Source organism: [Mycobacterium] fortunisiensis (genome assembly GCF_019050325.1).
GTDB lineage: Bacteria > Actinomycetota > Actinomycetes > Mycobacteriales > Mycobacteriaceae > Mycobacterium > Mycobacterium fortunisiensis.
The window spans coordinates 217,543-238,982 of the sequence record NZ_VOMB01000006.1; the positions used below are offsets into that span (position 1 = coordinate 217,543).

General features: G+C 67.8%; 23 protein-coding genes and 1 riboswitch. Of the genes, 12 read left to right on the forward strand and 11 right to left on the reverse strand.

What is annotated here, in order from left to right; translation table 11 throughout:
* Positions 1–1,203, reverse strand: a complete 1,203-nt coding sequence (locus tag FR943_RS05470) for a pyridoxal phosphate-dependent aminotransferase (RefSeq protein WP_217155322.1) — start codon at positions 1,201–1,203, stop codon at positions 1–3.
* 55 nt (positions 1,204–1,258) lie between these two features.
* On the opposite strand from FR943_RS05470, the gene FR943_RS05475 reads away from it, so the two are divergent.
* The 3 genes from FR943_RS05475 (at position 1,259) to FR943_RS05485 (ending at position 5,975) form a co-directional block, all read left to right on the forward strand.
* Positions 1,259–2,374, forward strand: coding sequence for an alkene reductase (locus FR943_RS05475; protein WP_217155323.1), 1,116 nt, complete (start codon positions 1,259–1,261; stop codon positions 2,372–2,374).
* Positions 2,375–2,600: 226 nt separating this feature from the next.
* The gene (locus FR943_RS05480; RefSeq protein ID WP_217155324.1) at positions 2,601–3,812 is read left to right on the forward strand and encodes an acetyl-CoA C-acetyltransferase; all 1,212 of its coding nucleotides are present in this window, start codon (positions 2,601–2,603) and stop codon (positions 3,810–3,812) included.
* 15 nt (positions 3,813–3,827) lie between these two features.
* Positions 3,828–5,975 carry a 3-hydroxyacyl-CoA dehydrogenase NAD-binding domain-containing protein gene (locus FR943_RS05485; RefSeq protein ID WP_217155325.1) on the forward strand — a complete coding sequence of 716 codons (2,148 nt, stop codon included), beginning with the start codon at positions 3,828–3,830 and terminating at the stop codon, positions 5,973–5,975.
* Positions 5,976–6,066: 91 nt separating this feature from the next.
* Here FR943_RS05485 and FR943_RS05490 read toward each other — a convergent pair whose 3' ends face one another.
* Positions 6,067–6,489, reverse strand: a complete 423-nt coding sequence (locus FR943_RS05490; RefSeq protein ID WP_217155326.1) for a PPOX class F420-dependent oxidoreductase — start codon at positions 6,487–6,489, stop codon at positions 6,067–6,069.
* A 177-nt stretch (positions 6,490–6,666) separates the two neighbouring features.
* Here FR943_RS05490 and FR943_RS05495 point away from each other — a divergent pair, with 177 nt between their 5' ends.
* Entirely contained in the window at positions 6,667–7,332 is a 666-nt protein-coding gene (locus FR943_RS05495; protein ID WP_217155327.1) for a nitroreductase, read from the forward strand.
* Positions 7,333–7,337: 5 nt separating this feature from the next.
* Here the strand turns inward: FR943_RS05495 and FR943_RS05500 are convergent, their stop codons facing one another.
* Positions 7,338–8,543, reverse strand: a complete 1,206-nt coding sequence (locus FR943_RS05500; protein WP_217155328.1) for an FAD-dependent monooxygenase — start codon at positions 8,541–8,543, stop codon at positions 7,338–7,340.
* 77 nt (positions 8,544–8,620) lie between these two features.
* Between FR943_RS05500 and FR943_RS05505 the strand changes: the two genes are divergently transcribed.
* Positions 8,621–9,163: a TetR/AcrR family transcriptional regulator gene (locus FR943_RS05505; RefSeq protein WP_217155329.1), complete on the forward strand. Its 543-nt coding sequence runs from the start codon at positions 8,621–8,623 to the stop codon at positions 9,161–9,163.
* Positions 9,164–9,177: 14 nt separating this feature from the next.
* Here the strand turns inward: FR943_RS05505 and FR943_RS05510 are convergent, their stop codons facing one another.
* Positions 9,178–9,765: a class I SAM-dependent methyltransferase gene (locus tag FR943_RS05510; RefSeq protein WP_217155330.1), complete on the reverse strand. Its 588-nt coding sequence runs from the start codon at positions 9,763–9,765 to the stop codon at positions 9,178–9,180.
* A 4-nt stretch (positions 9,766–9,769) separates the two neighbouring features.
* Positions 9,770–10,195: a pyridoxamine 5'-phosphate oxidase family protein gene (locus FR943_RS05515; RefSeq protein WP_217155331.1), complete on the reverse strand. Its 426-nt coding sequence runs from the start codon at positions 10,193–10,195 to the stop codon at positions 9,770–9,772.
* 57 nt (positions 10,196–10,252) lie between these two features.
* On the opposite strand from FR943_RS05515, the gene FR943_RS05520 reads away from it, so the two are divergent.
* Together FR943_RS05520 and FR943_RS05525 are read left to right on the forward strand one after the other, a co-directional pair.
* Positions 10,253–11,242, forward strand: a complete 990-nt coding sequence (locus tag FR943_RS05520; RefSeq protein WP_217155332.1) for an LLM class F420-dependent oxidoreductase — start codon at positions 10,253–10,255, stop codon at positions 11,240–11,242.
* Positions 11,243–11,303: 61 nt separating this feature from the next.
* Positions 11,304–11,639, forward strand: coding sequence for a cupin domain-containing protein (locus FR943_RS05525; protein WP_217155333.1), 336 nt, complete (start codon positions 11,304–11,306; stop codon positions 11,637–11,639).
* Here the strand turns inward: FR943_RS05525 and FR943_RS05530 are convergent.
* A complete protein-coding gene (locus tag FR943_RS05530) occupies positions 11,636–13,285 on the reverse strand; it encodes a DNA repair helicase XPB (RefSeq protein WP_217155334.1) in 1,650 nt (549 codons plus the stop codon). The two genes, FR943_RS05525 and FR943_RS05530, sit on opposite strands and share 4 nt — an antisense overlap.
* Positions 13,286–13,365: 80 nt before the next feature.
* On the reverse strand, positions 13,366–15,621 hold the full coding sequence (locus FR943_RS05535) for a helicase-associated domain-containing protein (protein ID WP_217155335.1): 2,256 nt from the start codon (positions 15,619–15,621) through the stop codon (positions 13,366–13,368).
* Between the two features lie 94 nt (positions 15,622–15,715).
* Between FR943_RS05535 and FR943_RS05540 the strand changes: the two genes are divergently transcribed.
* From FR943_RS05540 to FR943_RS05555, 4 genes are read left to right on the forward strand one after another with little or no spacing between them, the layout of a single operon-like run.
* Positions 15,716–15,913 carry a hypothetical protein gene (locus FR943_RS05540; RefSeq protein WP_067769921.1) on the forward strand — a complete coding sequence of 66 codons (198 nt, stop codon included), beginning with the start codon at positions 15,716–15,718 and terminating at the stop codon, positions 15,911–15,913.
* 2 nt (positions 15,914–15,915) lie between these two features.
* Positions 15,916–16,401 carry a cyclic pyranopterin monophosphate synthase MoaC gene (gene moaC / locus FR943_RS05545; RefSeq protein ID WP_217155336.1) on the forward strand — a complete coding sequence of 162 codons (486 nt, stop codon included), beginning with the start codon at positions 15,916–15,918 and terminating at the stop codon, positions 16,399–16,401.
* Positions 16,398–16,883 (forward strand): MogA/MoaB family molybdenum cofactor biosynthesis protein, encoded by a 486-nt coding sequence (locus tag FR943_RS05550; protein WP_308170474.1) that lies wholly within the window; start codon positions 16,398–16,400, stop codon positions 16,881–16,883. Before moaC ends, FR943_RS05550 begins: the two co-directional genes overlap by 4 nt.
* Entirely contained in the window at positions 16,880–17,308 is a 429-nt protein-coding gene (locus FR943_RS05555; RefSeq protein ID WP_217155338.1) for a molybdenum cofactor biosynthesis protein MoaE, read from the forward strand. The genes FR943_RS05550 and FR943_RS05555 overlap by 4 nt, the downstream gene beginning before the upstream one ends.
* A 432-nt stretch (positions 17,309–17,740) precedes the next feature.
* On the opposite strand, the gene FR943_RS05560 is transcribed toward FR943_RS05555, so the two are convergent.
* The 4 genes from FR943_RS05560 to FR943_RS05575 all read right to left on the reverse strand — a co-directional run bounded on the left by FR943_RS05560 (position 17,741) and on the right by FR943_RS05575 (position 20,861).
* Positions 17,741–18,679, reverse strand: coding sequence for a transglycosylase family protein (locus tag FR943_RS05560; RefSeq protein ID WP_217155339.1), 939 nt, complete (start codon positions 18,677–18,679; stop codon positions 17,741–17,743).
* A gap of 8 nt (positions 18,680–18,687) precedes the next feature.
* Positions 18,688–18,869: riboswitch (cyclic di-AMP (ydaO/yuaA leader) on the reverse strand.
* 250 nt (positions 18,870–19,119) lie between these two features.
* Positions 19,120–19,383 (reverse strand): MoaD/ThiS family protein, encoded by a 264-nt coding sequence (locus tag FR943_RS05565; protein WP_217155340.1) that lies wholly within the window; start codon positions 19,381–19,383, stop codon positions 19,120–19,122.
* Complete coding sequence (moaA, locus tag FR943_RS05570; protein ID WP_217155341.1) at positions 19,384–20,472, reverse strand: GTP 3',8-cyclase MoaA; 1,089 nt, start codon at positions 20,470–20,472, stop codon at positions 19,384–19,386.
* Positions 20,469–20,861: a YccF domain-containing protein gene (locus tag FR943_RS05575; protein ID WP_217155342.1), complete on the reverse strand. Its 393-nt coding sequence runs from the start codon at positions 20,859–20,861 to the stop codon at positions 20,469–20,471. Before FR943_RS05575 ends, moaA begins: the two co-directional genes overlap by 4 nt.
* Before the next feature lie 164 nt (positions 20,862–21,025).
* Between FR943_RS05575 and FR943_RS05580 the strand changes: the two genes are divergently transcribed.
* Positions 21,026–21,436, forward strand: coding sequence for a cold-shock protein (locus FR943_RS05580; protein WP_217155343.1), 411 nt, complete (start codon positions 21,026–21,028; stop codon positions 21,434–21,436).
* Positions 21,437–21,440: the final 4 nt, after the last annotated feature.

Genomic DNA, 21,440 nt, shown 5'->3' on the forward strand with positions numbered 1-21,440 from the left:
TCACTGCCGCCTCAGCACCTGCAGCCGCCGGATCGCCTCATCGAGGGTGTCGTCGCGCTTACAGAAGGCGAAGCGCACCAGGTGATTCCACAGATCGGCCTGCGGTGCGGTACCGGATGTCGCCGGCAGCCCGGCTCCGACGGGCTCGCAGAACGCCGACATCGGGATCGCGGCCACCCCGGCCGTGTGGGGTAGCTCGGCGCAGAAGGCGGCGCTGTCGGAATAGCCCAGCGGCCGCGGGTCGGCGCACAGGAAATAGGTGCCGTTGCTGTCATGCACCTCGAAGCCGAGCTCGTCCAGTGCCGAGCCGAGTCGATCTCGCTTGGCCTGGAACGATTCTCGCAGCTCGGCAATCCAGCCGTCCTCATGGTCGAGGGCGTGGGCCACGGCCGGTTGGAACGGTCCGCCGCTGACATAGGTCAGGTACTGCTTGGCCGCTCGCACCCCGGCGATCAGATCGGCCGGCCCGCAGGCCCAGCCGATCTTCCAGCCGGTGGCGTTGAACATCTTGGCGGCACTGGAAATCGTCACGGTGCGCCCAGCCATGCCCGGATATCCGGCCAGGGGGCGATGGCGGTGGCCGTCGAAGACCAGCTGCTCGTAGACCTCATCGGTGATCACCAGCAGATCGTGTTCGATCCCCAGCGCGGCGATGGCCCGAAGCTCCTCATCGGAGGCCACCCCACCGGTGGGATTGTGCGGCGAATTGAGGATGAGCGCCTTGGTGTTCGGGGTGACGGCGCGGCGCAGCCCGTCGACGTCGATGGCGAACCCGCGCCCGCGGGCCACCAGGGGAACGGCCCGGCGCTGACAACCGGCCATGGCGATCACCGGAGAGTAGGAATCGTAGAACGGCTCGATCACCAGCACGTCCGAGCCCGGCTCGACCAGGCCCAGGACCGACGCGGCAATGGCCTCGGTGGCGCCGGCGGTCACCAGTACCTCGGTGTCGGCGTCGTAATCGATGCCGTAGTGCCGCCGACGTTGCGCGGCGATCGCCTGCCGAAGCTCGGGGATGCCCAGGCCCGGCGGGTACTGGTTGTGTCCGTTGCCGATCGCGTGTTGCGCCACTTTGAGCATCTCGGCCGGACCGTCCTCGTCGGGAAATCCCTGCCCCAGATTCACCGCGCCCAGCCGCGCGGCCAGCGCCGACATCTCGGCGAACACGGTGACGGCATAGGGCCGCAGTCGGGCAACGGTCATGCACCCAGAGGGTAGTGCGGGAATGATCTGGAAGCCCAAGGTGCTTTAGAGCTGCGTGAGCACCCAGACTTTCCGGCTCGACGCCGATGCCGCCCTGCTGCAGCCCGTCCAGGTGGGCGACACCGCCGCGACCAACCGTCTGTTCATGGCGCCGCTGACCCGTTCTCGCGCCGATGCCGATGCCACCCCCTCGCCGCTGGCCGCGCGGTACTACGCGCAGCGGGCCGGCGCCGGGATCATCATCAGCGAGGCGACCGCCATCGCCGAGACCGCCAACGGTGCCTACCTGAACACCCCGGGCCTCTACACCGATCGTCATCAGGATGCGTGGGCCGAGATCGCCGATGCCGTGCATGACGCGGGCGGCAAGATGTTCGTCCAGCTCTGGCACGTCGGCCGGATGGCGCATTCGGACATCAGCGGCTTTTCGCCGGTGGCTCCCTCGGCGATTGCGGCCGATGTGGTCACGCACACGCTCACCGGCAAGAAGCCCCTGGAAACACCGCGGGCGCTCGAGATCGATGAGATCCCGGCGATCGTGGAACAGTTTCGGGCCGCGGCGCGGCGGGCGATCGACGCCGGCATGGACGGGGTGGAGATCCACGCCGCCAACGGCTACCTGCTGCATCAATTCGCCTCCGACGTGGTCAACCAACGCACCGACGCGTATGGAGGTTCACCCGAGAACCGGGCCCGGTTGGCCGCCGAGGTCGTGGAGGCCGTCGTCGCCGAAATCGGCGCCGGACGCGTCGGCCTGCGCATCTCGCCCGGAAACCCGGCCGGTGACATGCGCGAGAACGACGCCACCGGTACCTACGAGGCGCTGCTGGAGCGGATCGCGCCGCTGGGCCTGGCCTATCTGCACGTGCTCATCGACCCGGCCACCCGCGACTTCGGCGTCATCCGCGCGCTGTGGACGGGGACGTTCGTCTTGAACACCGGTCGCGCCACGGGCACCGATTTCTGCCAGTTGGAGAGCTACGCCGAGTGGGGTGCGATCAGTGCGGCCGCGGTGGGCCGGGCGTTTCTGGCCAACCCGGACCTGATCGATCGCCTGGTTCTGGGCGCCGAGCTCAACGAGCCCGACGTGTCGACCTTCTACGCGCCCGGTCCTGCGGGCTACATCGACTATCCGACGTTGGCCGAGGTCGCGGAGCCGCGTTCGGCCTGACCCCCTGTGTCCAGTGGCCACTTATGGCACGCCGAATCCTCGGACGCGTGCCATAAGTGGCCACTCGCGCATCTGCCGCAAGGAGATCGCAAGGAGATGCTGAGCACAGGCCCAACCAACGGGTTGGGCGAGGCTGCTACGCTGCCGTTCAGAGGACTGCACCCGTCAGCGGGGCGGTTCCACAACCCAACCTGAACCTGAACGCCGATATGGCAGGGGAGCAGACATGTCCGAAGAAGCCTTTATCTACGAGGCGATCCGTACGCCGCGCGGCAAGCAGCGCGGCGGCGCCCTCAACGAGATCAAGCCCGTCAACCTGGTCGTCGGTCTGATCGAAGAGATCCGCAGTCGCTACCCCGACCTGGACGAGACGCTGATCAGCGACGTCATCCTGGGTGTGGTGTCCCCGGTCGGCGATCAGGGCGGCGATATCGCCCGCACCGCCGGCCTGGTGGCCAAGCTGCCCGAGACCACCGGTGGCTTCCAGCTCAACCGCTTCTGCGCCTCGGGCCTGGAGGCCGTGAACCTGGCCGCGCAGAAGGTGCGTTCCGGCTGGGACGACCTGGTGCTCGCCGGTGGTGTCGAGTCGATGAGCCGCGTCCCGATGGGCTCCGACGGCGGCGCCTGGGCCTCTGACCCGGAGACCAACTACCGCATCGGCTTCGTCCCGCAGGGCATCGGTGCCGACCTGATCGCCACCATCGAGGGCTTCTCCCGCGAGGACGTCGATGCCTACGCGGCCCGCTCGCAGGAGCGCGCGGCGGCGGCCTGGTCCGGCGGTTACTTCGCCAAGTCCGTCGTCCCGGTCCGCGACCAGAACGGCCTCGTCGTCCTCGACAACGACGAGCACATGCGCCCCGGCTCCACCGTGGAGAGCCTGGGCAAGCTCAAGACCGCGTTCGACGGCGTCGGCGCGATGGGCGGCTTCGACGACGTGGCGCTGCAGAAGTACCACTGGATCGAGAAGATCAACCACGTCCACACCGGCGGTAACAGCTCGGGCATCGTCGACGGTGCCGGCCTGCTGCTGATCGGTTCCGAAAGTGCGGGGGCGTCGCAGAACCTCACCCCGCGCGCCCGCATCGTGGCCACCGCCACCAGCGGTGCCGACCCGGTCATCATGCTCACCGGCCCGACCCCGGCCACCCGCAAGGTGCTGGACCGTGCCGGCCTGACCGTCGACGACATCGACCTGTTCGAGCTCAACGAGGCCTTCGCCTCGGTGGTGCTGAAGTTCCAGAAGGACCTCAACATCCCGGACGAGAAGCTCAACGTCAACGGTGGCGCCATCGCGATGGGCCACCCGCTGGGCGCCACCGGCGCCATGATCACCGGAACCATGGTCGACGAGCTCGAGCGTCGTGGCGCTCGGCGTGCCCTGATCACGCTGTGCATCGGCGGCGGCATGGGCGTGGCCACCATTATCGAGCGCGTCTAGGGAGAGCGAAAAACAATGGCTGAGAACACCATTCAGTGGGACAAGGATGCCGACGGCATCGTCACCCTGACGCTGGACGACCCGACCGGTTCGGCCAACGTGATGAACGAGCACTACAAAGAATCCATGCACAATGCTGTAGAAAAGCTTGTCGCAGAACAGGATTCGATCACCGGCGTGGTGATCACCAGCGCCAAGAAGACCTTCTTCGCCGGCGGCGACCTCAAGGGCATGATGAACGTCGGTCCCGAGGATGCCGCGGCGTCGTTCGCCGAGGTCGAGTTCATCAAGGCCGACCTGCGCAAGCTGGAGACCCTGCCCAAGCCTGTTGTGGCCGCCATCAACGGCGCCGCGCTCGGCGGTGGTCTGGAGATCGCGCTGGCCTGTAACCACCGCATCGCCGCGGACGTCAAGGGCAGCCAGATCGGCCTGCCCGAGGTCACCCTGGGCCTGCTGCCCGGTGGCGGCGGCGTCACCCGCACCGTGCGCATGTTCGGTATCCAGAAGGCCTTCATGGAGGTGCTGAGCCAGGGCACCCGGTTCAACCCGACGAAGGCCAAGGAGACTGGCCTGGTCGACGAACTCGTCGGTTCGGTGGATGAGCTGGTTCCGCGCGCGAAGGCTTGGATAAAGGCCAACCCCGAGGGCGGCACCCAGCCGTGGGATGTCAAGGGCTACAAGATCCCCGGCGGCACCCCGTCGACCCCGGCGCTTGCCGCGATCCTGCCGTCGTTCCCGGCGCTGCTGAAGAAGCAGCTCAAGGGCGCCCCGATGCCCGCCCCGCGGGCCATCCTGGACGCCGCTGTCGAGGGTGCGCAGGTCGACTTCGACACCGCGAGCCGCATCGAGAGCCGCTACTTCACCCAGTTGGTCACCGGGCAGACCGCCAAGAACATGATCCAGGCGTTCTTCCTGGACCTGCAGACGATCAACGGTGGCGGTTCACGTCCCGATGGCATCGCCAAGCAGGAGATCCGCAAGATCGGTGTGCTGGGCGCGGGCATGATGGGCGCCGGTATCGCCTACGTGTCGGCCAAGGCCGGCTACGACGTCGTGCTCAAGGACGTCACCATCGAGGCCGCCCAGAAGGGCAAGGCGTACTCGGAGGGCATCGAGGCCAAGGCGCTCAAGCGCGGCAAGACGACCGAAGAGAAGTCGGCGGCGCTGCTCGCCAAGATCACCCCGACGGCCGACCCCAACGATCTCAAGGGTGTCGACTTCGTGATCGAGGCCGTCTTCGAGGATCAGGACCTCAAGCACAAGGTCTTCCAGGAGATCGAGGACATCGTCGAACCCAACGCGCTGCTCGGCTCCAACACCTCCACGCTGCCGATCACCGGTCTGGCCACCGGTGTGAAGCGCCAGGAGGACTTCATCGGGATCCACTTCTTCTCGCCGGTCGACAAGATGCCGCTGGTGGAGATCATCAAGGGCGAGAAGACCTCTGACGAGGCGCTGGCCCGGGTGTTCGACTACACCCTGGCGATCAAGAAGACCCCGATCGTGGTCAACGACAGCCGTGGCTTCTTCACCAGCCGCGTGATCGGCACCTTCGTCAACGAGGCGCTGGCCATGCTGGGTGAGGGCGTCGAGCCGGCATCCATCGAACAGGCCGGATCGCAGGCCGGGTACCCGGCCCCGCCGCTGCAGCTGTCCGACGAGCTCAACCTGGAGCTCATGCACAAGATCGCTGTCGCCACCCGTAAGGGCGTCGAGGCTGCCGGTGGCACGCATGTGCCGCACCCGGCCGAGGCGGTCGTCGAGAAGATGATCGAGATCGGCCGCCCGTCCCGACTGAAGGGTGCCGGGTTCTACGAGTACGCCGATGGCAAGCGCGTCGGCCTGTGGTCCGGGCTGAAGGACACCTTCAACTCGGGCAGCACGGACATCCCGCTGCAGGACGCGATCGACCGGATGCTGTTCGCCGAGGCGCTGGAGACCCAGAAGTGCTTCGACGAGGGCGTTTTGACCTCGACCGCGGATGCCAACATCGGCTCGATCTTCGGCATCGGCTTCCCGGCCTGGACCGGTGGTGTGCACCAGTACATCGTCGGCTACGAGGGAGTTGGCGGTAAGGGCAAGGAAGGCTTCGTGGCCCGGGCCAAGGAGCTGGCCGCCAAGTACGGCGACCGTTTCCTGCCGCCCGCGTCGTTGGAGAGCTAGCCTCTAGCGCGAAAAGTCGCGAAAACCCCCAATTTCCATGGATTTTGGGGGTTTTTGCGTCTGTTCGGCACTGGTCAGGACGCACAGCCTCCTAATCCGCCACGTCGAAGGCCGCATGGACTTTCGTCGGGTTGACCCGCACCACGAGTTCGCCCGGAACCCCGTTGCGTCGGCCGAATTTTTCGGCGCGGTCGGCGCCCATGTACCGGCCGCCGATGCGGGTGGCGGTGGCGAGCAACTCGTCGGGATCTTCACTGATCGACGCGACGCCTTGAACTTGGACGAACGCGAACGGCGGGGTGTCGTCATGGATACACAGCACCACCCGCGGATCCCGGGCCAAAGCCCGCCCCTTGGCGGTGTCCTCGCCGGTGTTGAACACCAGTGCGCCGTCGTCCACCACGAACCACACGGGCGCGGCCAATGGTCGGCCGTCGGCCGCAACCCAACCCAGCACCGCAGTGCGGGTGCCTTCGGACAGAAAAGCGATCACATCCTCGGAAAGTTCGCCCATGCGGCCACGCTACGCCGGGCGCGACGGTCCGCGAGGTTGCCTCGAAGGGGGCCTGAGGAATGCAGGACTCGTGCACACGCACGGCCCCGCAGACTACGCACTTATAAGGGTGCGCTCCCCGTCGGTGACCGGCAGGCTGAGTTCAAAGGCCGGACGCTTCCCGAGAAAGGGGGCACAGTGGACGTCTATGAGGCGGTAACCACCCGGCGCGCGGTGCGCGGCTTCACCGATCAGCCCATCCCCAAGGATGTGCTGCAGCGCGTCCTTTCGGCCGCCGCCTGGGCGCCGTCCGGATCGAACCTACAACCCTGGCACATCTTCGTGGTCACCGGCGAACCTCTCGCACGGCTCAAGAAGCTCGCCGTCGAGCGGGTGGCGGCCGGCGATGAGTGGGACGAGGCCGAGTACGTGATGTACCCGCCTGAGCTGATATCACCTTATGCCGACCGGCGATCCCAGTTCGGCAAGGAGCGGTACAGCGCGCTCGGCATCGCGCGCGAGGACTGGGAGGCGCGTCAGCGGGCCGCCATCGCGAACTGGGATGCCTTCGGCGCGCCCGCTGCCCTGTTCTGCTACATCGACCGTGACCTGGGCCGGCCGCAGTGGTCGGACCTAGGGATGTTTCTCCAGACGGTCATGCTGCTGCTGCGGGCCGAGGGGTTGCACAGTTGTCCGCAGATGTCGTGGGCGAAAGTTCGCAAGACCGTCGCGCAGTTCGTCTTGCCCCCGGACGAGCTCATGCTTTTCTGTGGCATGTCGATCGGGTACGAGGATCCAGCGGTCAACTACATCCGTACCGGCCGGGCCCCGCTGAACGAGACCGTCACGTTCATCGATGACTAGTCGGTTCAGTTCAATCGGGACGGCCAGTTCGGCAGCGGCATGGTGTCGTAGAGCCGCACGCCCTTGGTGTTGAGCCGGGCGAGGGTCTGGACGATGCCCAAGGGCAGAAACGAGATCAACCGGCCTGTGCCCACGAGCGCACGGATACCCCAGCCACTGGTGGGCACCACGGTTTTCGCGTTCACCCGGGCCAGTTTTCGGCTGCCCACCACGGGCGCGAGCATCGTGCGTTCGTACGCGGCGAACGCGGCGGCGTAGTCGTCGCCGGCCCGCACCATTTCGGCGGCCAGCACATAGGCGCCGTACACCGCCAGGCTGGTGCTGCCGCCCACGGCCGGGCCGGGGCAATAGCCGGCATCGCCGACGAGGGTCACCCGGCCGCGCGACCACGAGGTCATCTCCAACTGGGTGATGGCGTCGAAGTAGAAGGTCGGCGTCCGAGGTACCTCGTCGAGCCAGCGGTCCACTTCGGCGGCGGTGTGCTCGAATGCGGCACGTAGTTGCGCTTTTTGGCGTTCGGCGTCGCGGTAGTCGTACTCCAGGGGTTGGTCGGGCCGGAAGATGAACACCGCGCGGGCGTCATCGAGGTGATCGGCGGTGTAGATCCCCGACATGTGGCCGGGCCGGAAATAGCCGGTCATCTCACCGTCGCGGGCAAACTCTCTCGGCACCGACACCACCGACAGGTATCCGCCGAGAAAGCGCTCGGAAACGTTGTCGCCGAACGTGAGTCGCCGCACCCCCGAGTGCAGGCCGTCAGCACCCACCACGATGTCGAAGCGGCGGGGCGCATGGTGTTCGAAGGTCACGTCCCCGTCGGGTGAGATTGCGGTGATCTGATCGCCGAAGAGGTACTCGACGTCGTCGCGGGTGGCGTTGTGGTAGATCTCGCTGAGGTCGTCGCGCATGATCTCGATGTGCCGGTCGGACATGGCGCCGATGATCTTGAGGTAGTCGAGGCGGGCCGGGCGGGATGCGCCGGGGGAGTGGATGACCATCTGCGTGGTGCCGGTGGCGTGGGCCTCGATCTCGGGTAGCACCCCCATGCGTTCGGAGATCTCCATGGCGGGGCGAAACAGGTCGACGGCGTGGCCGCCGGTTTTGCGCAGGGCGGGGGCACGCTCGACGACGGTGACGTCGAATCCGTGCCGGGACAGCCAGAACGCGAGAACCGGGCCGGCGACGCTGGCTCCGGAGATGAGTACCTTCATGATCCGTTCCTTACTTAACGATCGGTAAGTGGTCCTGCCGTGAGCTTACCGATCGTTAAGTAAGTTAGGGTGGCCACGTGGTCAAACCTGCGGACACCCGGCAGCGCATCCAGGACGTGGCGCGCGAGCTGTTCGCCGAGAAGGGCGTGCAGCGCACCAGCCTGCAGGACATCGCCGACCGCCTGGGCATCACGAAGCCGGCGCTGTACTACCACTTCCGCTCCCGCGAAGAGCTGGTCCGCAGCATCCTGGAACCTCTCATCGAAGAGGGCGAGGCCTTCCTCGCCGAACAGGAACGCAAACGCGGAGCCGATCGGGCGACCGCCCGCGAGCTGCTCGAGGGCTACTTCGACTTCCACTTCCGGCATCGCGCCGATCTCATCCTGATCGTCTCCGAGCTCACCGCGCTGGTCGATCTGGGTTTGATCGACCAGCTGCTGGCCTGGCGAGCCCGGCTCGGCGTGCTGGTTTTCGGCCGCCGGCCCACCCTCGAACAGTCCACCCGCGCCGTCATCGCCTTCGGCGGCCTGCAGGACTGCTGCCTGCAGTTCCCCGACGTGCCCTACACGCAGCTACGCCGGGCCACCGTCGACGGCGCGATGTCCGCGCTGGGAATGTAGTTTCGGCGTCTGGGTCAAAAGTTCCGGACGAACTGGTAGAACCGCGCCACGTTCGCCCCGTTGTGATCCATCGCCGGCTCGTCCCCGCTGGACAGCAGGGTCCAACCGGCGCTGAAACGTCGCTGTACCTCCTCGAACCCGATGCCGGGAACGCCGGTCATGCCGCCGGGGATGAATGCCACGATCAGCAGAAGTGCGCCGGGGGCGGCGACGGCGCTGACCTCGGCGACGTAGGCGTCACGGTCGGCGGCGCTCATCCCGTGCAGGCAGCCGCTGTCGATGATGAGCCCGAACCCCGCCCCGACACCCGATGAACTCAGTTGTGTCACATCGGCTTTGGCGAACACGACGGGCAGGCCACCAGCCTTGGCCCGGGCCTTGGCCAGCGGCTTGTCGATGTAGTCGACACCGGTGACGTGCCAACCGTGCCTGGCCAGGTACACCGCGTTGTCCCCGGTGCCGCACCCCAGGTCGAGGGCTGTAGTGGGAGTCAGGGTGCCGCCTTCGACCAGATTCGTCAGGCTCTGTGCCAGCGGATGACCGTCCCAGGGCGTGAAACCGAGCCGGTACAGCCACCGGAACAGCCGTTGCCGCGAGCTCATGGCGTCACAACGACCCCAGGTCGGCGGACAGCCAGTGCTCGGGCTCGAAGTAGATCGCCACGTTCTCGCCGTGCTCGCGCCGCGAGAACTCCAGATACGGTTCTACCTTTTCGGGAGCCAGGTAGCGCTTGGTCATCTCGACCAGCTGCTCGTCGGTGCTGGGCTCGATGCGGGTCACCGCACCGTCGACGGCCACGTAGCGCACCGTCGGCTCCAGACGCTCGACCATCAAGGTCAAATGGCCGGCGGCCTCGATCAGCCGGTGCTTGCGTGAGCCGGCACCGGTCAGCACCCACGGTTCTCCGCCGGGGCTGTACTGGTACCAGATCGGCACGGTCAGCGGGCCGCGCTTGTCGCCGGCGAACACCGACAGCGCGGCGATGTGCGGCTCGGCCAGAAACTGTTCGCGTTCTTCTTTGGAGAGGGCCATGAAAACCAGGCTAGTCCCGGTACCGTGACGGGGGTCGGAGTCGTAGAGTCGGGGTCCATGCGCTTTGGACTCTTCATCCCGCAGGGCTGGCGTCTCGATCTCGTCGACATTCCCACCGAAAACCATTGGGCGGTGATGAGTGACCTGGCGAAGTACGCCGACGCCGGGGCCTGGGACTCGCTGTGGGTCTACGACCACTTCCACACCGTTCCGGTGCCCACCGACGAAGCCACCCATGAGGCCTGGACGCTGATGTCGGCCTACGCGGCGACGACGTCGCGGATCAAGCTCGGCCAGATGTGTACCGCCATGAGCTACCGGAACCCGGTGTACCTGGCCAAGATTGCCGCCACCACCGACATCATCTCGGGTGGTCGGGTGCAGATGGGCATCGGCGGTGGCTGGTACGAGCATGAGTGGCGGGCTTACGGCTACGGGTTTCCCTCGGCCGGGGTGCGGCTGGGCCGGCTCGACGAGGGGGTCCAGATCATGCGCGACGCCTGGCGTGACGGACGGGTCAGCTTCGACGGCAGGCACTATCAGGTCGACGGCGCCATCGTTGCGCCGAAACCGTTGCAGAACAATGGTATCCCGCTGTGGATCGCCGGCGGTGGGGAGAAGGTCACGCTGCGGATCGCGGCGCAGTATGCGCAGTACACCAACTTCACCGGCGAACCCGAGGCCTTCGCGCACAAATCGCAGGTGCTCGCCGGGCACTGTCAAGCAGTCGGCACCGACTATGGGGCCATCGTGCGGTCGGCCAACTTCAACGCGGTCATCGGTGATTCCGAGGCCGACGTCGCCGATCGGGTGGCACGCCTGCGGGCCCGGCAGGTTCCGGTGGCCGGTGAGGGCGCCGTGGACGCCATGCTCGCCAACGCCACCGCGCCCGAATCGGCAAGCGGTACACCCGAGCAGGTCGTCGAGAAGCTGCAGCGGATGCGTGATCTGGGCTGCGAGTACGCCATCCTGTATTTCCCGGAAGCCGCCTACGACCGGTCGGGCATCGAGCTGTTCGAACAGAAGGTCATCCCGGCGCTCAGCTGAGAAGACCGGAGTTTCGCAGACCTCCGAGAAATCGGACGGCCCGAAGTGGCACGATTCAGGTATGGAGAAAATCTCGCTCACCGCGATCGCACGTCAGCAGCTCAACACGGCCCGCGCGGCCAGCAACGGGCGCAGCGCGCACACCGTGTACGGCGGGCACGAACACCAGCTGCGTCAGACGATGATCGCGCTCAAGGGCGGCACCGGCCTCGATGAGCACGAGAGCCCGGGTGAAGCCACCCTGCAGGTCATCGAGGGCCGGGTGAAACTGGCCAATGCCGAAGCCAGCTGGGAGGGTTCACCGGGCGACCACATCGTGATCCCACGCACCCGCCACAGCCTGCACGCGCTGGAGGATTCCGTGGTGCTGCTGACCGTGGTGAAATCGCACTCCTAGATCGCCGGGCCGAGCAGGTCGTCGGCGTCTTTGATGACGTAGCCGTAGCCCTGCTCGGCCAGGAAGCGTTGCCGGTGTGCGGCGTACTCCGCGTCGAGCGAGTCCCGCGAGACCACGGAGTAGAACACCGCGCCACCGCCGCCGGCCTTGGGTCGCAGCAGCCGGCCCAGCCGCTGCGCCTCTTCCTGCCGGGAACCGAAGGTGCCCGAAACCTGAACGGCCACAGAGGCTTCCGGTAGATCGATGGAGAAGTTCGCCACCTTGCTGACCACCAGGGTGGAGATCTCGCCGCGGCGGAACGCGTCGAACAGGGCTTCGCGTTCGGAGTTCTTCGTCGAGCCCTGGATCACCGGGGCGTTCAGTTCCTCACCCAGTTCCTCCAGCTGATCCAGGTAGGCGCCGATCACCAGGGTGGGCTCGCCGGGGTGACGTTCCAGGATGGATTTCACCACCGCGATCTTGGTGTGCACCGTCGAGCACAGTTTGTAGCGTTCCTCGGGCTCGGCGGTGGCGTAGAGCATCCGCTCGTTGTCGGTCATCGTCACCCGCACCTCGATGCACTCGGCGGGCGCGATCCAGCCCTGGGCCTCGATGTCCTTCCACGGTGCGTCGTAGCGCTTGGGTCCGATCAGCGAGAACACGTCACCTTCGCGGCCGTCCTCGCGGATCAGTGTCGCGGTCAGGCCGAGGCGCCGCCGGGACTGCAGATCGGCGGTCATCCGGAATACCGGGGCCGGCAGCAGGTGGACCTCGTCGTAGATGATCAGTCCCCAGTCGCGGGTGTCGAAGATCTCCAGGTGCTTGTACTCGCCCTTGGTGCGGCGGGTGATCACCTGGTAGGTCGCGATGGTGACCGGCCGGATTTCCTTCTTCTCGCCCGAGTACTCGCCGATCTCGTCCTCGGTCAGCGAGGTGCGGGCCACCAGCTCACGCTTCCATTGCCGGCCGGCCACGGTGTTGGTGACCAGGATCAGCGTCGTCGCACCGGCCTTGGCCATCGCGGCCGCGCCGACCAGGGTCTTGCCGGCGCCGCAGGGCAGCACCACCACGCCCGAGCCACCGGCCCAGAACGAGTCGGCGGCCATCTCCTGGTAGTCGCGCAGTGCCCAGCCGTCCTGGGCCAGTTCGATCGGATGGGCCTCGCCGTCGACGTATCCGGCCAGGTCCTCGGCCGGCCAGCCGATCTTGAGCAGCATCTGCTTGACCCGGCCACGCTCGCTGTTGTGCACGATCACGGTGTCGTCGTCGATACGCGCGCCCAGCATCGGGGCGATCTTCTTGTTGCGCAGCACCTCTTCCAGCACCGCACGGTCCAGGCTGACCAGCGTCAGACCATGCGCGGGGTGCTTGATCAGCTGTAGCCGCCCGTACCGGGCCATGGTGTCGACGATGTCGACCAGCAGCGGCTGCGGCACCGGGTAGCGGGAGAAGCTGACCAGCGCGTCGACCACCTGCTCGGCGTCGTGGCCGGCCGCGCGGGCGTTCCACAGGGCCAGCGGAGTGATGCGGTAGGTGTGCACGTGTTCGGGGGCGCGTTCCAGCTCGGCGAACGGCGCGATCGCCGCGCGGGCCGCACCGGCCTGCTCGTGGTCGACTTCGAGCAGCACTGTCTTGTCGGACTGCACGATCAAGGGGCCGTCTGTCATGCGCGTTCCGCTCTACTTCTCGGCTGCAAACTCATCGGCGTTCATTATCCCGAATCGGCCGACACGGGGGCTCGGCGAGGTCAGTCGTCGGCGGAGACCACCGAGGTGACCCGGTGGATGGCGAACTCGCGGACCCGCCCGGCGGCCGGATCGAAGGCGGTCAGCTGGCCGCCGCGCACGTTGATGGGCGCCACCACCCGCTGGGTGGCCACCCCGGCCGGGTCGACGTAGCCGATCACCACCGAGCTCTGGTTGATCGCGGCGTCCTGCAGTTGGGTGATGGCCGTGGCCGGGTCGAGCCGCACGCCGGTGAACGGCCCGGAGGCCACCTTGCGCAGCACCGCGACGACCGCACCGAGGGTCTGGGCGGTGGGTCCGGTGGGGGGACGGTAGATCCGGCGCCGGGTGGGGGCGACGACGCGGGCGCCGCGGGCCCGCAGGTCGACGACGGTGCCGGTGGAGTCCTCGGCGGCGGGCGCGAAGCCGGCCTCCCGCAGCGCTGCCAACACATCGGCGATCGGCGCCTGCGACACCGCCACCGTCGGGGCCAGCAGCCGCAGCTCGAGGCGGTCGGTTCCGGGGGCGGCGACCGCCTGGGCCAGCAGTGCCGGGTCCTCACACCGCAGGAACGACGCCGCCATCCCGACCCGCAGCTGCCCGTGGCGGCGCGCAACGTCGTCGATGAGGTAGGTCAAGCCTTGCGGCACCGGGGTTTTCGAGTGTTTCTCGAAGAGTTTGTGGAGCTCGCCCGCGGTGCGTCCGGCGTCGAGTGCGCGCCGGATCGAGGTCTCGCTGATCCGGTACACCATGGCTGCACCGGCGGATTCGACGGTGGCGACCTCGGCCAGTTGTTCGGCCAGGTCCCGCTCCAGCGGGCCGGGCACGATCACTGTGAGATCGGCCTGCAGCAGGAAGTGGTCGAGCGGTTTGGGCAGGGCCTTGGCCATCGCGGCCAGCACGTGCTCGTCGTCGTCGGCGGCCAGCAGGCCGCGGGCCGGGGTGCTGATCGCGCCGCGTCCCACCATGCCCAGCGCGTGCGCCTCGGTCAGGAGCCCACCGACCGTGGCGGGCTGCAGGCGCACCGCCCAGCGCGGGCGCCGCCAGATCATCGCGCGCGAGGCCTCGCCGGCGTCGACCCCGGTTCCCGGCGCCAGGTCGGCCAGCACGGTCAACAGCAGCCGGCGGTCCAGCGGAGCGGCCGTCGAGTACAGCGAATCCGACAGGGCGGCAAAGGGTTTGTTGTCCGGGCCGCGGCTGCCGATCAGGGCCGGCCGGGCCGGCAGGTCCAGCCAGGTGGCGGCGAGCAGGTGCCAGCGCACCGCGGTCGGTGACTCGATGAACCGGTCGGCGGCCACGGTCGGCGCCCAGTATGGCCCGGTGCCCTCGCCTGGATCCGGCTCGGGCATGCCGGCCGCGATCAGTCCGGCGCCGGCAGCCAGTTCCAGCAGCAATCCCAGCCGTGGTTCGTCGATGCCGGTGGTCTTGGCCAGCCGCTTGACGTCGCGGACGCCCAGCCCCCCGCTCCGCAGCTCGGGAACCGGTGCGCCCCCCAGGGTGTCGATGATCAGGTCGGTCTCGCGCAGCAGATCGATCGCCGCTCCGGCCGCGACCGCGTCGACGTCGGCGGGGGTCGTGGACGAGGTCTCGAGTACCGGCGCGGTCAACTCGGTCGGACCTGGGGTCTCACCGCGCATGGCCTGGCCCACCACCCGGGGCAGGATCACCGTGTCGGCGTCGATCCGGCGCAGCAGTCCGGCCTCCAGCAGCCGCTGCACCGGCCGGTCCCGCGGGGTGTCCGGCGCCGCGTCGCGGGTGCGGCCCACCGGTGAGCCTTCCAGCAGCCGGCCCAGCAGATCGTTCTGAGCCTCATCGAGCCCGGCGAGGAGATCGGCGATCTCCTCGCCGCTGCGTTCGGACACCTCGACGGCAGCCTGGCCGACGAACCACGGCAGACCCGAGGCCACTTCGGGGGCCACCCGGACCGCGGCGTCGCCCCACACCAGGGCCCGCTCTCGCAGGTCATCCAGCACCGCGGTCACGTCGTCCGCGTTGACGCGTGCCCCGAGCAGTTCGGTGACCTCGGCGGGCGGGACGGCGTGGGTGTCGGCGTGCAGGACCAGCAGCGCATCGAGGACTGCCAAATGCAGGTAGTCCAGGGAATCGGTGGCAGCCTTGACCGATTGGCGCGAGGTGGCGCGGGCGGCGAGTGCGGCGATCGTTCCCGGCGGCGGTTGGCTCAGATCAGGCCGCAGTTCCAGCAGTCGGATGAGGCCCTTGTCGTCGAGCTCGGACAGCCATGCACCCAGCGGGATCCCGGGAGACTGTGCGGCGGTCATATCCTGACCAGCGTAAAGCAGCCCGGCCCGGACATCTCCCCGGTCGTTGCGCTCCGGCCCGCCGGTCTCGCCACCGGCGCGGGCACCTGCCACAATGTGGGGCGTGGCTGACAAGAAGAAGAACCATTACGTCGACAACGGCTGGCCGGTGCTCTCCGATGGCGATGATCACGCCGTCAGTGAGCTCGCCACCGATCGCACCGGTGCGCTGTCCCCGTTCGGCGATGTGACCTTTCCACTGCCGGCCGAGGAATTGCCCTTCATCCAGTCGGCCACCGTCGTCAACCGGTAACGGTGGGCCTGTCGCACCTCGACGAGTCCGGCGCGGCGCACATGGTCGACGTCACGGCTAAAGACGTCACCAAACGCACCGCGGTGGCGGTGGGCACGGTGCACACCCGTCCGGATGTGGTGGACCTGATCACCGCCGGTGGCCTGCCCAAAGGTGATGCCCTGGCGACGGCGCGGGTGGCCGGGATTCTGGCCGCCAAGCGCACACCCGACCTGATCCCGCTGTGCCATCAACTGGCGCTCACCGGGGTCGACGTCGATTTCGAGGCCCGTGACGCCACGGTGGTCATCACCGCCACCGTGCGCAGCACCGACCGCACCGGGGTGGAGATGGAAGCCCTGACCGCGGTGAGCGTGGCCGCGCTGACGCTCTACGACATGATCAAGGCCGTCGATCCCGCCGCGCGCATCGACGACGTCAAGGTGCTGCGCAAGGAGGGCGGTAAAACGGGAGTATGGGAAAGCCCGCCGGAAGAATCGAAGCAGTGACACGTTCGGCCCGGGTCATCATCGCTTCCACCCGCGCCGCCGCAGGGGTGTACGAGGACCGCACCGGACCGCTCATCGTCGGCTGGTTGGCCAACCGGGGCTACGACGTCACCGAGCAGGTGGTGGTGGCCGACGGCGCCGCTGTCGGGGCCGCCCTGCGCGCCGCGCTGGCCGAGCACGTCGACGTGATCATCACCTCCGGCGGTACCGGTATCTCCCCCACCGATGCCACCCCGGAAGCGACCATGTCGGTGCTCGACTACCAGATACCCGGCCTGGCCGATGCTATCCGGCGTTCCGGTGGCCACAAGGTGCCGACCTCGGTGCTGTCCCGAGCGGTGTGCGGCGTTGCCGGGCGCACCCTGATCGTCAACCTGCCCGGGTCGCCGGGCGGGGTCAAGGACGGGCTGGGGGTGCTGGCCGGGGTACTGGAGCATGCATTGGACCAGCTCAGTGGAAAGGACCACTCGGCGAACCGATGAGCGCATCCGTCATACGTGTCGAGTTGACCGAAACCCCGATCACCCTGACCGAATACGAAGAGCTGGTGGCCCATGAGGCGGCCGGCGCGGTGGTCGGTTTCTCCGGGGTGGTGCGTGACCATGACGGCGGCCGTTCGGTCACCCGTCTGGACTATTCTGCTCACCCCAATGCCCTGCAGACGCTGCAGGAGGTGGCCGCGGAGGTGGCAGCGCAGGCCACCGGGGTGCGGGCGATCGCGGTGAGCCACCGCATCGGCACCCTGGAAATCGGAGATGCCGCCCTGGTGGCCGCTGTGGCAGCGGATCATCGCAGGGCGGCGTTCGAAACCTGTGCCCTTCTCGTCGACACCGTCAAAGCGCGGTTGCCGGTGTGGAAGCACCAGTACTTCTCCGACGGCACCGATGAATGGGTCGGCTCGGCCTGAGCCGGTTTCGGAAACCTCATCGATCCCAGCAGTCACGGCCGGGGCAGCGGGTGTCGTAGTGCCCGCCTGTTAGCGACTTTTCAGCGACAATCACCTCACGGGTGTCCAGGTGTCCCACCTGCCCCAGAGCTGATCAATACTCGCGTCACTCCAGGGCAAATCAGCCTCACCGGTAACAGATTTCGGGTTGTCCACCTGTCAGCGACAGAGTCGCTCGCAGGTGGACGCTGGACTGCTGAGGCTGGTGAAGCCTTTAGGGGCTGGAGTGACACATGAGATTGCTCTGCCTGTTACTGCCGAGTCCCTTGGTGCAGCAGTGGCGATTGTCGCTGGAAAGTCGCGCATAGGCGGGCAGTTTGGCACACCTTCGCCAGCCGTTACCGCTGAGGCGGATGTGACTCACCACCGATAGGCCGGCGGCTGCACCCAGGATCAGGCAGGCGGGGCCGGGACGGCGTCGTCGGGTGCCGGGGCGGCCGGCTCGCGCTCGGTCAGCGCCAGCAGGGCGTCCTTGCCGCTGATGTCCTGCCCCTCGATCGCCTGCGCGATGTCGCCGAGGTAGCCCTCGGGGGCCGGCGGCGGTGCGTCGGGAGCCGGGGCGTCCGGGGCCGGAGCCTCGGGTGCGGGCGGCACGGCGTCGGGTGCAGGCACCTGCAGTGCGGCGTCGACGACCGGGGCGGCGTCCGGAGCCGGCGCCAACGCGGCGTCGACCGGAACGACCTCCGGTGCGGGCGGCAGAGCCTCGGGAGCCGGGGGTAGGTCTTCGGGTGCCGGCGGCAGGTTCTCCGGCGCCGGGGGCAGGTTCTCGGGGGCCGGGGGGAGACCCTCGGGCGCCGGGGGCAGACCTTCGGGCGCCGGCGGGGCATCCACCGGCAGCGGCGCGTCGAGTGGAGCCGCCTCCGGGGGTGGCGGCGGGGCGGCCGGGTCGGGCGGCAGTTCGCCGTTGACCTCAGGCGCGTCCAGCGGGGCCGGAGCGGGCTCGTTCACCACGTTGCGGGGGGTGGCGCCGGAAAGGCCCCGCCCGCAGGTGGGCCAAGCGCCCTTGCCCTGGGTGGCCAGCACGCGCTCGGCGACCGCGATCTGCTCTTCCTTGGTGGCCAGGAACGCTGTGGGCGCGTATTCGCCGCCGCCGTGGGCCGACCACGTGCTGGGGGAGAACTGCAGTCCACCGTGGTACCCGTTGCCGGTGTTGATCGCCCAGTTGCCGCCGGACTCGCAGCGGGCTACCTGATCCCATTCGCCGTCGGTCGCGGCCATGGCCTGTCCGGCCATCGCGATGCCGCCGCCGCCGAGCACAGCGCCGGTAACGGCGATCTTGACGACATTCTTTGCTGAAGACGATGAAGTGGGCTTGCGGTGCCGTCCACTCATAAGCGTGAAGGTCCTCTCGTAGGCGCCCACGAGGTCAGCTGTCGGGTTCGGATGGGAGAGGTCACCCGGCCGGCGTCGTCGAAACGGCGACGGCTTCACCCCAAGGAGCCGCAAGCGGCTCCAGGTCCTGAATAAGTCGGTGGACCGGTGGGTCCCCCGCCTCCATCCTGTTGTTCGTCGTTAACCTCCGGCCCGATGGATGGAGCTCGGCGCTACCGGACTTGAGGCGGGTCAACTGATTAGGGTCGGTTGACTTGGGAATGAACGGTAACGGCTGCCCGCTATCGCGTCACCTTTAGCGGCCTGGCGTGTTTCTGCCCCGAGCAAATCTTAAAAGCTGTTTAAAGGTGCAGGTTGCTGAAGTGTTTCCGCAGGTCGTCGCGTAGCTCCACCGCGCTGTAGCCAGCTCGTGACCAATTCGTTATGTGACACAAATCACGTTATCCGCCGGCGAAGGGGGGTAACACATCGATCGTTTGCGGCGTTGAAACCGGCTTGCCCATGTCGCGTACCGCGACCCCGTCGCACAGGTATGAGCAGCGCTTTAACACCCGCGCCAACTCACCGTCGCGATCGCTGAGCTGCTCGACGAGCGTGGCGAGAGTGGCGTCTTTCGCCAAATCTAACGTTTCCGTATCAACCCCGGCCGCGGCGGCGGCAGCGGCGAAATAACGGATCGTGACGGCGACGGTCGGCTCGGTCATCTACCCGCCGATCGCACTCATCGGCCGCATCGGCTGCACGAAATCCGGGTTGTTGATGCCGTGCCCGGCCGGCTTTGCCCACATCGCCTTCCGCCAGGCCATTTCGATGGCGGCGTCGTCGGCGTCGCTGCGCAGCAGGGCACGCAGATCGCTCTCCTCGGTGGAGAACAGGCAGCTGCGGATCTGGCCGTCAGCGGTGAGCCGGGTGCGGTCACAGGCCGAACAGAACGCGTGCGACACCGAGGCGATCACCCCGACCGTGCCGGCGGGATGCGCGGCGCTGGCCGCGACCTGCCACAGCTCGGCCGGGGCCGAGCCGCGCGGCTTCTGGTCCGGCCGCAGGTCGAAGTGACGCCCGAGGGCGGCCAGGATCGTGTCGGCGTCGATCACCGAACCACGCTGCCAGGTGTGCCCGGCGTCCAGCGGCATCTGCTCGATGATGCGCAGCTGGTATCCGTGGTCCAGGCAATAGCCCAACAGCTGCACCGCGTCCTCAAGCCCGGACACCGGGTCGAGGACCGCGTTGACCTTCACCGGATCCAGCCCGGCCGCTTTGGCCGCGGCCAGCCCGTCGAGTACGTCGGCCAACCGGTCGCGACGGGTGATGCGGGCGAAGTGCGCGGCATCGATGCTGTCCAGCGACACGTTGATCCGGTCCAGCCCGGCCCGCTTGAGGCCCGCGGCACGCCGGGCCAGCCCGATGCCGTTGGTGGTCAGCGTGATCTCCGGCCGCGGCTGCAGGGCCGCCGCGGCAGTCACCACGTCCTCCAGGTGGCGGGTGACCAAGGGTTCTCCGCCGGTGAAGCGCACGCTCGTGATGCCCAACCGGGTGACGGCGATGCGCAGCAGCCGGTTCAGCTCGTCGGCGCTCAGCAGGGCCTGGCCGGGCAGCCAGTCCAGGCCTTCGGCGGGCATGCAATAGGTACAGCGCAGATTGCACTTGTCGGTCAGCGACACCCGCAGGTCGGTGGCCACCCGGCCGTAGGTGTCCACCAGTGGGCCGGTCGTGGGGGCGGGCTCGGGCGGCGCACCGATGGCCCGGTCGCTGGACCGGTGCACGGCGGGCAGCCCGAGCGCGGTCACCGTCATGCCGGGACCTTGAGCGAATCGACGGGGACGATCTCCTTACCCAGCGGGACCAGTGAGATCGGGATCATCTTGAGATCGGCCAGCGCCAACGGGATTCCGATGATCGTGACGGCCATGGCCGCCGCACTCACCAGGTGCCCGATGGCCAGCCAGATGCCGAACAGCAGCACCCAGATGATGTTGCCGATCAGGGCGCCGGGGCGGGTCCCCGGCTTGTCCACGATGGTGCGGCCGAAGGGCCACAGGGCGTAGGAGGCGATGCGCAGTGAGGCGAACCCGAACGGGATGGTGATGATCAGGACGAAACAGATCAGCGCGGCCAGCAGGTACCCCAGCGCCAGCCACAGGCCGCCGAAGACCAACCAGATGACATTCAGTATCACTCGCATCGGCGACGCATCTCTCTTCCACAGGTGGCTGCCAGCCTACCGAGTAATCGGGGTGAAGCACTCGGCCAACTCCGAGTAGGATCTCTCCATCGCGTCCCGGCGCTGACGGGACGCGAACTTTATGTGTGTAGGCCTTTCTGACAACGACGAGCGGGTGAGCAGCAGTGCCGACCGGCAAGGTTAAGTGGTACGACGCCGAAAAGGGCTTCGGCTTTCTGTCCCAGGAGGAGGGCGAGGACGTCTATGTTCGGTCCTCCGCGTTGCCCGCGGGCGTCGAGAGCCTCAAAGCCGGTCAACGCGTCGAGTTCGGCGTGGCCGCCGGCCGCCGCGGCCCGCAGGCGTTGAGCCTCAAGCTCATCGATCCGCCGCCGAGCCTGAGCCGGGCCCGGCGGGAGGCCGAGCGCCCCGAGCACAAGCACACCCCCGACGAACTGCACGGCATGGTTTCGGACATGATCACGCTGCTCGAGGACATCGTGCAGCCCGAGCTGCGCAAGGGGCGCTACCCCGACCGCAAGGTGGCGCGTCGGGTGTCCGAGGTGGTCAAGGCCGTCGCGCAGGAGCTCGACGCCTAAGAAC